Raw genomic sequence first — 13335 nt, 5'->3', positions numbered from 1 at the left:
TGGGCGACGCTGATGGCTGTGTTGCCGGCAAAGGGGCGGAGACGGCGGGTGCGGAGCAGGCGGCCAGACCGAGCACCGCGAGCCCCGCACCAACCGTGCGAAGGACGTTCACATGGACACAGACGGCGCCAAGGCCTCGTCTTGTTTAGGCGCGGCGCAGGCATTCGCCAGAAATTCGAGCGCGTCCGCCACCGAGCGCACCGCGACCGAGCCGTCCCGGGAGCGCAGCGAGACGGTGCCGGACGAGACCTCCTTGGCACCCAGGACCGCCACGAAGGGCACCCGGCGCTGGGCGGCGTCGCGGATGCGGGCGGCCAGGCTCCCGTCGTACGACTCCTCGACGCGCAGCCCGAGCGCGCGGGCGCGGCCGGCGAACCCGCGCACGTCCGCGTCCCCGATCGGCAGGATCTCCAGCTGGACCGGCGCGAACCAGGCCGGAAAGGCGCCGTCGTGCACCTCGATCAGGTGCGCGAAGAGCCGCTCCATGCTGCCCGCGGCGCTGCGGTGCACCATCACCGGCCGCTTCCGGGCGCCGTCGGAGTCCACATAGGACAACTCGAACCGCTTCGGCATGTAGTAGTCCACCTGGACGGTGGCCAGGGTGCTCTCCCGGCCGGCGTGGTCGAGCAGCTGGATGTCGATCTTCGGGCCGTAGAACGCGGCCTCGTTCGCCGCCTCCACGTAGTCCACGCCCGCGGCCTCGAGCGCCCCGCGCAGCACCGCGGTCGCGCGCGCCCACATCGGCGGGTCGTCGACGTACTTCGGCCCGTCCCCGCGCAGCGACAGCCGCCACGACGCCGGTGCGAAACCCAGCGCCCGGTGCGCCTCCCGCATCACCTCCAGCGCCGCGAGCACCTCGGCCTCGACCTGGTCGTCGGCGCAGAAGACGTGCCCGTCGTTGAGCGAGATCGCGCGCACCCGGGACAGCCCGCCGAGCACGCCCGAGCGCTCGGCCCGGTACTGCCCGCCGATCTCCCCGACGCGCAGTGGCAGCTCGCGGTACGAGCGGCCGCGCGCGGCGAACACCGCGGCGTGGTGCGGGCAGAGGCTCGGCCGCAGCACGAACGCATTGTCCGCATCCAGTTCCATCGGCGGGAACATGTCGTCCGCGTAGTGCGGCAGGTGCCCGGATCTGTAGTACATCTCGGCCTTGGCGAGGGGCGGGGAGTACACGTGCTGATAGCCGTGCCGGCGTTCCAGGTCGAGCAGATAGTCCTCGACGGCACGCCGGGCGGCGGCACCCTTGGGCAGCCAGATCGGCAGCCCGGCGCCGACGAGCGGGTCGGAGTGGAACAGCTCGAGCTCGCGGCCGAGCCGGCGGTGGTCCTGCATGTCGGTCTCCTTTTTCAGGGGAGCGCCCGCCGCGGACCACAAAAAAGCTCCGGAGCGCAGCGCCCCGGAGCAAAGCTGACGTCGATCAGCGCCGCCGGGGGATTCCCGGCGTCGTCGTGACAAGTGCGCTGCGACTCATGCCACCGAGAATAGCGCGCCGCCACGCGATCGGTCCGGGTATAAATGCCCGGTGCCCGAAGGTCACACCATCCACCGCCTCGCCGAGCGGCACCGCAAGCTCTTCGCGGGCCGCCCGGTCGCCGTCGCCAGCCCGCAGGGGCGCTTCGCCGCGGACGCCGCGCGCGTCGACGGCCGCGAGCTGGAGGACACCTCCGCGCACGGCAAGCACCTGTTCCACCACTACGCGGGCGGCGCGGTGGTGCATGTGCACCTCGGGCTGTACGGCAAGGTCACCGACGGCGACGGCGAGCCGCCCGCGCCGGTCGGCGAGGTCCGCATGCGCATGGCGAACGGCGAGCACTGGCTCGACCTGCGCGGACCGGCCGCCTGCGAGCTGCTCGACCCGCCGCGCCTCGACGCGCTGCTGGCCCGCCTGGGGCCGGATCCGCTGGACGACGACAGCGACGGCGGTCGGGCGTACGACAGCATCAAGGGCTCCGGGCGTCCGCTCATGGCGCTGCTCATGGACCAGTCGATCGTCGCCGGGGCCGGGCTCATCTACGTGACCGAGTCGCTTTTTCGGGCCGGCCTGCCGCCGACGGCGCCCGGCACGAAACTGAGCCGGCGCAAGTGGCAGGCGATCTGGCAGGACCTGCGCGTGCTCATGCGCGCGGGCGTGGCCGAGGGGCGCATCGACACCGTCCACAGTGCACACACGCCGGAGGCGATGGGCCGCGCGCCGCGGGTCGACCGGCACGGCGGGGAGGTGTACGTGTACCGCCGTACGGGCCAGCCGTGCCTGGTCTGCGGCACGCCCGTGCGCACCGCGGTGCTCAACGCGCGCAACGCCTATTGGTGCCCGCGCTGCCAGCGGGCCCGCTGATGGTCGCGTCGGTCGAGATGTACCTCGACGAGCGCGCCACCCGCCGCATCCGGGTGCTCTGGGACCAGCTCGAGGAGCTGGGCGTCCAGTCGCTGCGCACCCCGCACAACGGCCAGCACCGCCCGCACGTCACCCTGAGCGTGGCCCGGCAGCTCGACCCGGAGGCGGTGGCCGCGGCGCTGGCCGGCACCCGGGTCGCGGCGCCGCTGCGGGTCAACTTCCAGTACACCGGCGTGTTCGTGGGCCGCGTGGTGTTCCTCGGCCCGGCACCCACCCCGGAGCTGGTCGCGCACCAGGCCCGGATCCACGGGCTGCTGACGGCGGCGGGGATGGTGTCGCTGCCGCTGTACGAGCCGGGCGAGTGGGTCCCGCACTCGACCGTCTCCATGCGGGTGCCCCGCCCCCTGCTCACCGACGCCCTGCGCCGCTGCCTGGAGTCCCTGCCGATCGAGGCCACCGTGACCCGGGCAGCCGTCGCGGACTACGCCCGGGGCATCTTCCGCGAAATAGCATGACGTCCTGCGACCCGTAGGACGCGGTGCGGTGTTGAGGGGGTGTGGGTGGAGCTTGCTCCCCCACTGCTTTTCAGGACATAACGCTGTAAGGCATAGTGCTCGGGCGCCCATACAGTGGGTCTAGTCCTCGTCGTGCTGCATGAGCTGGCGGGCGGCCTCTGAGATCGAGCCCGAGATCGACGGGTAGATCGTGATGGTGTGGGCCAGCTGGTCGACGCTCAGGTGGTTCTCCACCGCCATCGCGATCGGCATGATCAGCTCGCTGGCTTTCGGGGCGACCACGACTCCGCCGACCACCAGACCCGAGGCCGGTCGGCAGAAGATCTTCACGAAGCCGTCGTCGAGGCCGTCCATCTTGGCCCGGGCGTTGCCGGCCAGCGGCAGCATCACCGCGCGGGCCGGCACCCGGCCGGTGTCGATGTCGGACTGGGTGATGCCGACCGACGCGAGCTCCGGGTCGGTGAACACGTTGGCCGCGACCGTCCGCAGCTTCAGCGGGGCGACCGCCTCCCCGAGCGCGTGCCACATGGCGATCCGGCCCTGCATGGCCGCGACGCTCGCCAGCGGCAGCAGGCCCGTGCAGTCACCGGCGGCGTAGATGCCGGGCACGTTGGTGCGCGAGACCCGGTCGACGGTGACGTAGCCGCCCTTGGCGACCTCGACGCCGTACTCAGCCAGGCCGAGAGCGGAGGTCTGCGGTACCGAACCCACGCACATCAGCACGTGCGAGCCTTCGACGACGCGGCCGTCGGCCAGCTCGACCTCGACCCCGTCGGCCGTGCGGCGGGCGGCCGCGGCGCGGGAGTTGTTGAGGATCGTCATGCCCCGGGTGCGGAAGACCCGCTCGATCGCCATCGCGGCGTCGGGGTCCTCGTGCGGCATGACCCGGTCGCGGCTGGACACCAGCGTCACGTCCACGCCCATGGCCAGGTAGGCGGAGGCGAACTCGGCGCCGGTGACCCCGGAGCCGACCACGATCAGCTTGTCGGGCAGCTTCGGCAGGTCGTACACCTGGCGCCAGTCGAGGATCCGCTCCCCGTCCGGCGCCGCGCTGGCCAGGACCCGGGGCGTCGCGCCGGTGGCGATCAGCACCGTGGAGGCGGCAATCGAATACGGAGCGTCACCATCGGCCGGCGTCACCTGGATGGTGTGAGTGTGACCGAGCGTATCCTCGCCGAGGCGCGCCGTGCCCGTGACGAACTCCACACCGGCCTTCACGAGCTTGGCCTGGATGTCGCTGGACTGCGCGTGGGCCAACCGCTTGACCCGCTGGTGCACGGCCGGTCCGTCCACCCGCACGTCCGGCCCGGCGGGTCCGATGACCCCGAACGCCTCCGTGTCCAGGTGCGCGGTGACCACGGACGAGCTGGCGATGAAGGTCTTGGAGGGCACGCAGTCGTGCAGCACGCAGGCGCCGCCGGCTCCCTCGGCCTCGATCACGGTCACCTGGGCGTCGAGCTGAGCGGCGACCAGGGCCGCCTCGTAGCCCGCCGGGCCACCTCCGATGATCACGATCCGGCCCACGCCAGTCACCCCTCCTCGGCTGTTATCGCCTCATTCTCCCTCGCCACGGCAATCGCGCCCGACTCACCCCACCCGTACGGCCAGGGCGCGCCGACGAGTGGATCCGAATCCGACACGCTCTGCAGTATTCTCTCCTGCACCCGGTCGGGTTTATCGTCATCGCCGTGCGTCATTACGCCGCGTATGGCTCGAACCTGGACCCTGCCCGCATGCGGGCCTACTGTCCGTATTCACCGATGATCGGGACCGGCTGGCTCGAGGGCTGGCGCCTGACCTTCGCCGGCGAGGACGTCCTCGGCTGGGAGGGCTCGGTCACCACGATCGTCGAGTCGCCGGGCGACCGGGTCTTCGTGGCGCTGTACGACGTGCACCCCAACGACGAAAAGCAGCTCGACGAGGTCGAGGGCGCGCTCGCCGGGACCTACCGCAAGCTGCACCTGCGCGTGGCGACCCTGGACGGCGAGGAGACCGCCTGGGTCTACGTGTTCGCCGGCTACGAGGGCGGCCTGCCCACCGCGTGGTACCTGGCCGAGATCGCGAACGCCGCGGCCAAGGCCGGCGCGCCCGAGGACTACCTCGAGGACCTGCGCGGCCGCCCGACCAAGACCGCGATGCCCTAGCGCACCAGCTCGTACATGTCCGCGGCGAACGCCGCGGTCAGGCCGGCGCTGGTGTACAGCTGGTACGCCCCGGTCGGGTTGGTGACGTCGACCCCCAGCCCGGCCGTCGTGCGCCCCTTCGCGGCGTAGACGGCGAACGCGGCCTCCAGCAGCGCGCGGCCGATCCCGGTCCCGCGGTGCTCGCGCAGCACGGCCAGGTTCTTCACCCAGCCCTCGCCGCGCTCGACGCCCTGGTCGGACGACTGCAGGATGCCGACGATCACGCCGCCGGACTCCGCCACGAGCCACTCGTCCCAGCTCACCGAGGGCAGCGCGGCCAGCGACGCCCGCCAGGTCGCGAAGTCCTGCGGCACGTGGTCGGCGAGATCGGCGAACGCGGTCTGGAAGACCTCGTGGAAGCGGGGCAGGTCGTCCTCCCGCATCACCCGGACGCCGAACCGCGCGTCCGGTGGCCGCTCCTGCCCGGTCAGCTCCCGGGTCATCCGGGCCCGGCGCAGGCGGAAGGCGAAGCCGCGGGCGGTCAGCGCCTCGACATACGCGATTTCCGCCGGTACCACCCCCGCCTGCACGATCGCCGCCCCTCGCTCGGCGATGCGGGCCAGGGCCAGGTCGAGCAGCGGGCCGAAGGTGAAGGGTCCGGCCCCCGGCACCGCGTAGACCTCGACGTTGTCGCGCTCACTGCGCTCCGGGTTGTCCACGTACGCCCAGGCCAGCGGGCTCCCGTCCGGCCCGAAGGCCAGCCAGGTGTCGACGGCGGGGTCCAGGTCGGGCGCGGTGAGGGTGGCGACGACCTCGTCCTCGGTCCAGTCCGGCTCGCCCGTGGACGCGATGTCGCTCGCCCGCGTGATGGACAGGATCGCGGCCACGTCGCGCAGCGAGGACCCGCGGACGGTCAGCTCCATGGGAGCAACTTAGCCCGGCAGGGCCTCCTTGACGGACTGCACGGCGGCTTCGAGCAGATTCACCAGCTCGATGCGCTCGGCCGGGGTGAGCGACTTGAACGCCTCGCCGGCGATGCGGTCGGTCAGGGCCTCGGCCCAGCTGCGCCGGCGGACGAGGGGTTCGAACGGGGGGTACGGCGGCTGCCACCCGAACGCGGTCGCCTCCGCCTCGCCGTCCGGGCCGGAGATGATCGCCTCCAGCGGGGTGAGGCCGCTGGCCCGGATGGCGAGCAGGTGGGCCGACCCGCGGTGCTCGCGCAGCAGGTGGGCCAGCACGGCGGCCCGGGCCCCCGGCGAGTCGTCCGGCAGCGGCATGGCCCGCCAGGCGGCGAAGAGCGGCATGCCCGCGGTCTCGGCGCTGACCACCACCCGCTCGGCCAGCTCGACCAGCTTGGGCAGGGCATAGAAGCTCTCCAGGTGCTCGCGGCCCCAGCGGCAGCACTCGTCGAGGTTGTCGGCGGCGATCTGCTCCGGCGGGGCGACTTTGCGGGCCGCGTCCCAGCCGTCCTGCACCGCCTCCGGGGCGATGAAGCCCAGCGCGGCGGCGACGGTGTCGGCGCGCACGTCACCCAGCGCGCCGCCGCGCCCGGCGACGTAGAAGGCCCAGCCGGTCAGGCCGATCTGACGGGCCCGGCGCATGGTCTTGGGGTCGTCGCTGAACGCGCCGCCCAACACCAGCACCGCTTGCTTCGCCGCGGCGGCCGCCTGCTCGGGAGTCACCCGGGTCATTCTGCCCTCCCGCATGGATCACGGCGAGGCACTGAACGGTGGAACGGTGTCAGCCCAGATCGGCCAGCGCGTCCTGGGCGATCTTGACCCGCTTCTCGGCCTGCTTGATCGCCTTGTCGGCCGCGGCCACCGCCCGCTCCGCCTCGGCCTTGGCGTTCTCGGCGTCGGCGACCTGCTGCAAGGCGGTCATCAGCTCCCGCCGGGCCTGCTTGACCAGCCGGGCGTGCTCCTCCTCGGCCCGCCGGCGCTCCTCCTCGCGCCGCCGGGCCTCGGCCCGCCGCTCCTTCTCGCTCTCGTCCGGCGCGGAGCGGACCGGGGTCACCGTCGCCGACGACGAGCCGCCGCCTTCGTCGTCGCCCTTGACCAGGCGCAGGTTGGGCCGGGGAGTCTCACCGAAGCCGGTGTACTCCAACGCCTTCGTCAACCGCCCCGCCCGCACCTCGGCCGCCACGTCCGGGTCGGCGAGCGCGGCGGCGAAGGTGGCCTCGACCTCGGCCACGGGGAGATTGCCCGCGGAGCCGCGACCGGCCAGCTTCACCGCTTCACGAGCCAGGGCGGCCACGGTACTGCGCCGCCGCACCGACAACTCCCGCAGGTCCGCCCCGCGCAGCTCGCGCTGGGCGGTCCGCAGCTCCTCGGCCAGCTCCAGCAGCTCGGCGATGAGCTCCGGGCGCTCGTGGGCCACCCGGTTCACCAGCCAGGCCGCGACGGTGGGCTTGCGCAGCTTCCCGATCGCCGCGGCCAGCCCGGTGTCCTTGGCCGCACGGGCCTTGGCCACCTCCTCGCCGCGCAGCGGGATGAAGTCCTCGGGCGCGGCGGAGTACAGCCGGGCCACCACGGCGGCGAGGGCGTCTGCCATGCATTCACGCTAGATGGTCGTACCGGGATCCAGGCGCGTGTAGTGCGTGCCGGACAGGCGCGTCATGTGGCCGGTGACCATCTGCTGCCCCGCGTCCACGTAGAGGCCGTCGTGCAGGGCGAAGGCGCGCTCGGGCTTGACCGCCCGGGCGAAGTCGATCGCCTCGGCGAGCTTGAGCCACGGCGCCGAGACCGGGACGAACAGCGTGGCGATCTGCTCGTCGGGCACGAAGTACGAGTCGCCCGGGTGGTAGATCGGGCCGTCGGGGCCGTCGATGGTGAAGCCGACGTTGACGATCCGCGGGATGTCGGGGTGGATGACCGCGTGCTGCCCGCCGTGCGCGCGCACGGTCATGCCGGCCGCGACGAACGTGTCGCCCGGGTTGACCGGGAAGACGTCGGCGTCGAGGTCGGTCAGCGTGGCCTCGACGTCGGGGTGGGTGTGGACGGTCAGCGCCGGCTGGTGGGCCGCGGCCGCGCGCAGCTTGTCGAGGTCGACGTGATCCACGTGCTCGTGGGTGATGAGCACCGCGTCGGCGCCCTCCAGGGCCTCCGGCTCGCTGAACACCCCGGGATCGATCACCAGCACCCCGCCGCTGTGCTCGATCCGCAGGCAGGCGTGCGTGTACTTCGTGATGCGCATCCGGAGACCTCCTCGTGGCAGAAACGTGACCCGCACGGGTGGAACGGCCGCGGCGCGCTCGGCGTCGGACCGGCACAACCCCCACAGGACCCTACCCAGGAGGCGTCATGTCAGTCAGGCGCACCACCGTGTTCCTCGCGGCGGCGGCCGGCGCGATCGTCCTCGCGCTGAGCGGGTGCGGCTCGTCCGCCGCCGACAAGGCGACGAGTGGTAGCAACGCCGGCCCCGGACCCGCCGTGGCCCCCGCGCAGGACAACGCCGCCGCCGGGGCGGGCGGTGACTTCCCGGCGGACGCGGGCAAGGAGCAGGGCGGGGCCGAGCAGAAGGTGCCGGACAACCTGTCCACCACCGACCGGGCCATCATCTACTCCGGCTCGATGACCGTCGAGGTGAAGGACGTCAACGTCGCCGCCGCGCAGGCGATCGCGTTCGCCACGGGGGCGGGCGGCTTCATCGGCGGCGACAACCGGCAGATCGACGGGCAGAGCTCGACCGCGACGCTCACCCTGCGGGTGCCGGCCGACAAGTTCCAGTCCACCCTGGACCAGCTCAAGAACCTCGGCGACGAGGAGAACCGGCAGCTCACCGCCCAGGACGTGACCGACCAGGTGGTCGACGTGGAGTCCCGGATCGCCACCGCGCAGGCCAGCGTCGACCGCATCCGCGCGCTGCTGGCCCGGGCGCAGACGATCGGCGAGATCACTTCGCTCGAGTCGGAGCTGTCCCGGCGCGAGTCCGACCTGGAGTCGCTGCAGGCCCGCAAGCGCAAGCTCGACGGGCTGACCGCGCTGTCCACGATCACCCTGGTGCTGCACGGCCCGGACGCCCCGACGGTGTCCGAAGAGGACACCGGCATCCTGGTCGGCCTGCGCAACGGCTGGAACGCGTTCGTGGCCTCGCTGCGGGTGGCACTGACCGTGCTGGGCTGGCTGCTGCCGTGGGCGCTCTTCCTGGGCCTGCCGATCTGGCTGCTGGTCTGGCTCCTCAGGCGCTATCGCCGCCCGCGGCCGGCGCCGCTTCCGGTTCCCGCCGCGGTGGCGGCACAGCTTGCTCCGCCTGTCCAGCGGCCGGCTCCGGTTCCCGCCGCAGCGGCGGCGCAGCCGGTTCCGCCGGTGCAGCGTCCGGCTCCGCAGGACGCTCCGAAGGAGGCTCCGCTGGAGGACGAGCCAGCGAAGCCGCAAGAGCGCTGACGACCGCTCCGAACTCGGGGCGGAGTTGGTAGGCCGAGTGCCCGTCGACCTTGGGGTACACGGTGTCGCCGGGCTGGACGGCGAACGCCGGCGGGTCGACGAGGCGCTGGTCCACCGCGGTCGGGGTCTGCACCGGCCCGCCGATGGGGTCGGTGTCCCGCCACAGGTTGATCCACCGGCGGCCGCCGAGCACCCCACCGACCTGCTCCAGCACCGGGTCACTGAGGTAGGCGGGGAAGAACCGGCCGTACAAACGGCGCAATGGCGACCCGTAGGTCAGCAGGGCGGTGCGCGCCTGCGCCTCGGGTGGCATCTGCAGCACCGTGGCGGCCACGAGCACGGTGCCCTGGCTGTGCCCGGAGAGGATCACGCCGCCCTGCTCGGCCGCCAGCCAGGAGGCGCGCTGGGCCAGCTCCGGCACCACGCGCTCGGCATAGCAGGGCGGGGCGAGCGGGTGCGCCGCGCGGGGCCAGAACGTGCCCAGGTCCCACAGCACGCCCACGATCCGCCGGAAGCGCTGGTACCGGTAGGCCAGCACGCCGATCAGCACGAGCGCGAACGCGGAGAAGCCGATGAGGTACGTGCCGAGGTTGACCGCGAAGGAGAGCACCTCGGCCCCGGCCGAGCCCGACCGGGCAAGCGCGATCGGCCGTCGCCCGGCGAGCGCGAACCCGGTGGCGACCACGGCGGCCAGCGCGGCCGGGATGAACACCCAGACCAGCATCCGTCCGATGTGGTCGGTGACGAGCGCGTCGGCGACGGCGCGGTCGATGTGTTTGGCCCGCTCGGCGTCGCGCGCGCGGCCGCCGCTGAAGTCGGCGTCGGTGACCGCCCGGGATTGCCGCCGCAGCCGCCGCACCAGCGGAAGCCCGCCGGCCACGGCCACGATCACGGTGAGTACGAGCAGCAGGACGAACCCGGCCGCGGCCCACTCGTAGGCGGCCGGCGGCTGCAGCGGGTGCCAGCCGGCGTAGTCGGCCGACGAGGGGCGCGAGCGGCGGTCGAGGAAGTCGGCGACGCGGTAGGCCAGGCCGGCCGAGAACGCCACCGCGACGCCCAGCCCGGCCGAGGCGATGAGCGGCCCGGCCAGCCCCTGCAGGAACGTCCCGGGCGGCCGGCTGGCGAGCACCACGGCGCCCAGCACCAGCATGAGCACGACCTGAACTGCGAAGAGCCCCGTCACGGTACCGCCCAGCTGCGGCAACCGCCCGCCCGCGACCCACGGATCCCGGGGCAGCAGCGCGTAGCCGAGCACGAGCGCGGTCAGCACCACGGCGCCGTGGCTGAGCAGCCGGGTGAACGGCCGCGCCCAGCGCGCCGGGTTGTCCCGGTCGACGACCGCGCGCACCGCCACCGCGACCACGCACAGCAGCAGGATCAGCCCGGTCAGCCCGGCCAGCACCAGCCCGAGCGGACGCCACCCGTGCGGCAGCAGGTTGGCCAGCAGGATCGCGTCGAGCGTGCCGAAGGCGAACGCGATGTGCAGCGAGCGGAGCCGGCCGACGAGCGGCTTGCCGTTCCAGAAGCACGGGTGGGCGAGCCCGTCCCCGTCGCCCTCGGTCTGGGCCGGGAACGCCTCGTACCGCGCCCACGTCCGCCGCCCCAGAAACCACAGGAACCCGATGGCGACCACCGGCCCGAGCGCCCCGAGCGCAAGCCGCCGGCTGGTGGTGGCGAAGAACCCGTCCGCGAACAGCGCCAGATATCCGCGCCCGTCCAGGCACCGCGGCAGGCTCGCGCATTGCCAGCCGACCAGGTCGACCGCCACTTCGGTGAACGACAGCACGAACGACCCCGTCATGGACAGCGCGTAGACCCGCACGAGGGCCCGGATCACCGCCCGCGGGCCCGCCTTGGTGGCCGGGCGCAGCCACAGCGCCACATTGGCGAACATGAACGGCAGCAACAGCAACCACAACGCGCGAGCAGCGGCCCCGGCGGTGAGGTTGCCCCACCGATAGCCTTCCAGCGTCGCCCCGCCCGGGCCGGTGACCGCCCCGTATTCGGTGCGCGGGCGGAAGAACCCCGCATCGGTGTCTCCGGCCACCCGCCGCAGCAGGGGCCGGTCCAACATGTCCTCAGCCGGAGAGCCGGTGACGCCGTGCACGCGCAGCTCGGTGACCACGGCCCCCGGTCTACCAGACGTGCACGACCTTCGCTGTCTGCTATCGGTAAAACCAGGTGCGGTTTTGAGGGGGTGTGGGTGGAGCGGAGCTCCCCCACTGTTGTTCAGGACATAACCGGGTAGACCCCGCTGCCAAGGCGCCCATACAGCGGCTGACCTTCCGGGACCGGTCCAGGCCGCCTAGAAAGCACCCGCGCTGAGCGCTGCGAGCGCCGTGTGGACCATGATCCGCACGCCGTGGCCGATCGCGCGCTCGTCGACGTCGAAGGCCGACTGGTGGATGTCGAACTTCGTCTCGGAGCCGGGGATCCCCGTGCCGAGGCGGATCATGGAGCCGGGCACGCCGTCGAGGTAGAACGCGAAGTCCTCGCCGCCCATGCTGATCTCGGCCTCGACCACGCGGTCGGCGCCCAGGGCGGCCCCGGCCGCGCCCGCGATGATCGCGGTGGCGAGCCGGTCGTTGACCACCGGAGGAACGCCGCGGGTGTACGTCACCTCGACATCCGCACCGGTCGGCGCGATGACGTCGTGGATCAGCTTGGTCACCAGCTCCGGCAGTTCCTTCCAGGCCTCGCGGCTGAGCACCCGGATCGTGCCGCGCGCCGTGCCCTCGATCGGGATGGCGTTGGCGGCCTCGCCGGCGCGCACCGCGCCCCAGACCATGGAGACCCCGGCCCGGGCGTCGAGCTTGCGGTCGAGCAACGACGGCACGTCGACCAGGATGCGGCCGAGGGCGTGCACGAGGTCGGCGGTGAGGTGCGGGCGGGCGGTGTGCCCGCCGCGGCCGGTGAGCCGGACCTCGATCTTGTCGGCGGCCGCGGTGAACGGCCCGGAGCGCACGCCGACCAGGCCGACGGGCAGCTGGGGCGCGCAGTGCAGGGCGAAGATGGCGGCGACGTCGGTGAGCCCGCCGGCCGCGATCACCTCGGGCGCACCGCCCGGCATGGTCTCCTCGGCCGGCTGGAACAGCAGGCGCACCCGGCCCGGCAGCTCGCCGCGCTCGGCCAGCTGGGCGAGGGCCAGGCCGACGCCGAGCAGGATCGTGGTGTGCACGTCGTGGCCGCAGGCGTGGCAGACGTTGTCGACGGTCGAGCGGTACGGCACGTCCTTGGTGTCCGGCAGCGGCAGCGCGTCGAGGTCGGCGCGCAGCGCGATGACGCGCTCGCCGCGACCGATGTCACACATGACGCCGTTGCCCTTGGGCAGCATGCGGGGCGAAAGGCCGGCCCGGGTCAGCTCGCGCGCGACGAGCGCGGCCGTCTCGAACTCGTGGCCGGAAAGCTCGGGGTGGGCGTGGATGTGCCGCCGGGTCGCGACCAGCTCGGCGCCCCGGGAGGCGAGCCAGCGGTCGAGCTGCCCGGGCAGCGGGTCGGCTCCAGGTGGTGTCTCGGGCCAGCCCTCGGACAGCCGCTCGGCCCTCGACGACGACGACTTGCCAACCGTGCGCGCCGGCGTTGCGGCGGTCTCGGTCAGGGTCAGCGCTCTCGTCACGGTGAGTTCTCTATTTCGGTCTAAAGGAGCGGCCCGCCCCATGCGTGCCATGGACAGACTAACCGGGTCAAGGTGACGGAGCGCAACATCATTCTCGTGATGCCGGAATAGCTGAGCGTCACTTAACCGCTGCTAAAGGCGCCGAACCGCAGGCGCCACCACACCCTCTCTAACGCGCGACCATCACTTCGGTCACGCGTTGTCGTGATGACTTTTCGGCCTGAAGCCCGTCTCACACCCTGGACAGCGTCGCCAACATTCAACGCACAGTGACGGAAGGCGTCGGACTCCTCGTCCGACAATCGGCCGTCGCGGTGCAGAATCCAGGAAAGACGAGTCGCCGATGTTCCCGATCGGTTTCCGT

At 72.6% G+C, this 13335-nt stretch carries 11 protein-coding genes; 4 read left to right on the top strand and 7 right to left on the bottom strand.

All coding sequences use genetic code 11. The features are described from left to right. Positions 1-108: 108 nt before the first annotated feature. Positions 109-1332, bottom strand: coding sequence for a threonine--tRNA ligase (gene thrS, locus ACQP00_RS04430; RefSeq protein WP_433214681.1), 1224 nt, complete (start codon positions 1330-1332; stop codon positions 109-111). 190 nt (positions 1333-1522) lie between these two features. On the opposite strand from thrS, the gene ACQP00_RS04425 reads away from it, so the two are divergent. After that, on the top strand, positions 1523-2335 hold the full coding sequence (locus tag ACQP00_RS04425) for an Fpg/Nei family DNA glycosylase (protein ID WP_433214678.1): 813 nt from the start codon (positions 1523-1525) through the stop codon (positions 2333-2335). After that, complete coding sequence (locus ACQP00_RS04420; RefSeq protein ID WP_433214675.1) at positions 2308-2850, top strand: 2'-5' RNA ligase family protein; 543 nt, start codon at positions 2308-2310, stop codon at positions 2848-2850. The genes ACQP00_RS04425 and ACQP00_RS04420 overlap by 28 nt, the downstream gene beginning before the upstream one ends. Before the next feature lie 120 nt (positions 2851-2970). Here ACQP00_RS04420 and ACQP00_RS04415 read toward each other — a convergent pair whose 3' ends face one another. Further along, a complete protein-coding gene (locus ACQP00_RS04415; protein ID WP_433214673.1) occupies positions 2971-4374 on the bottom strand; it encodes an NAD(P)H-quinone dehydrogenase in 1404 nt (467 codons plus the stop codon). 164 nt (positions 4375-4538) lie between these two features. Here ACQP00_RS04415 and ACQP00_RS04410 point away from each other — a divergent pair, with 164 nt between their 5' ends. Then, entirely contained in the window at positions 4539-4994 is a 456-nt protein-coding gene (locus ACQP00_RS04410; RefSeq protein ID WP_433214670.1) for a gamma-glutamylcyclotransferase family protein, read from the top strand. Here ACQP00_RS04410 and ACQP00_RS04405 read toward each other — a convergent pair. Genes ACQP00_RS04405 through ACQP00_RS04390 form a run of 4 tightly spaced genes read right to left on the bottom strand, consistent with a single transcriptional unit; the run spans position 4991 to position 8165 of the window. Then, the gene (locus ACQP00_RS04405; protein ID WP_433214667.1) at positions 4991-5896 is read right to left on the bottom strand and encodes a GNAT family N-acetyltransferase; all 906 of its coding nucleotides are present in this window, start codon (positions 5894-5896) and stop codon (positions 4991-4993) included. The genes ACQP00_RS04410 and ACQP00_RS04405 overlap by 4 nt on opposite strands. Before the next feature lie 9 nt (positions 5897-5905). Beyond that, on the bottom strand, positions 5906-6655 hold the full coding sequence (locus tag ACQP00_RS04400) for an SCO6745 family protein (RefSeq protein ID WP_433214665.1): 750 nt from the start codon (positions 6653-6655) through the stop codon (positions 5906-5908). A 58-nt stretch (positions 6656-6713) separates the two neighbouring features. Next, complete coding sequence (locus ACQP00_RS04395) at positions 6714-7523, bottom strand: hypothetical protein (RefSeq protein WP_433214662.1); 810 nt, start codon at positions 7521-7523, stop codon at positions 6714-6716. A gap of 9 nt (positions 7524-7532) precedes the next feature. Continuing rightward, entirely contained in the window at positions 7533-8165 is a 633-nt protein-coding gene (locus tag ACQP00_RS04390) for an MBL fold metallo-hydrolase (RefSeq protein WP_433214659.1), read from the bottom strand. Positions 8166-8272: 107 nt separating this feature from the next. Here ACQP00_RS04390 and ACQP00_RS04385 point away from each other — a divergent pair, with 107 nt between their 5' ends. After that, positions 8273-9355 (top strand): DUF4349 domain-containing protein, encoded by a 1083-nt coding sequence (locus ACQP00_RS04385; protein ID WP_433214656.1) that lies wholly within the window; start codon positions 8273-8275, stop codon positions 9353-9355. Between the two features lie 2305 nt (positions 9356-11660). On the opposite strand, the gene ACQP00_RS04380 is transcribed toward ACQP00_RS04385, so the two are convergent. Further along, positions 11661-12971, bottom strand: coding sequence for an amidohydrolase (locus tag ACQP00_RS04380; protein WP_433214653.1), 1311 nt, complete (start codon positions 12969-12971; stop codon positions 11661-11663). Between the last annotated feature and the right edge of the window lie 364 nt (positions 12972-13335).

This window comes from Dactylosporangium sp. CS-047395 (genome assembly GCF_050942185.1).
Classification (GTDB): domain Bacteria; phylum Actinomycetota; class Actinomycetes; order Mycobacteriales; family Micromonosporaceae; genus Dactylosporangium.
This window is presented reverse-complemented; position numbering and strand designations above follow the sequence as displayed.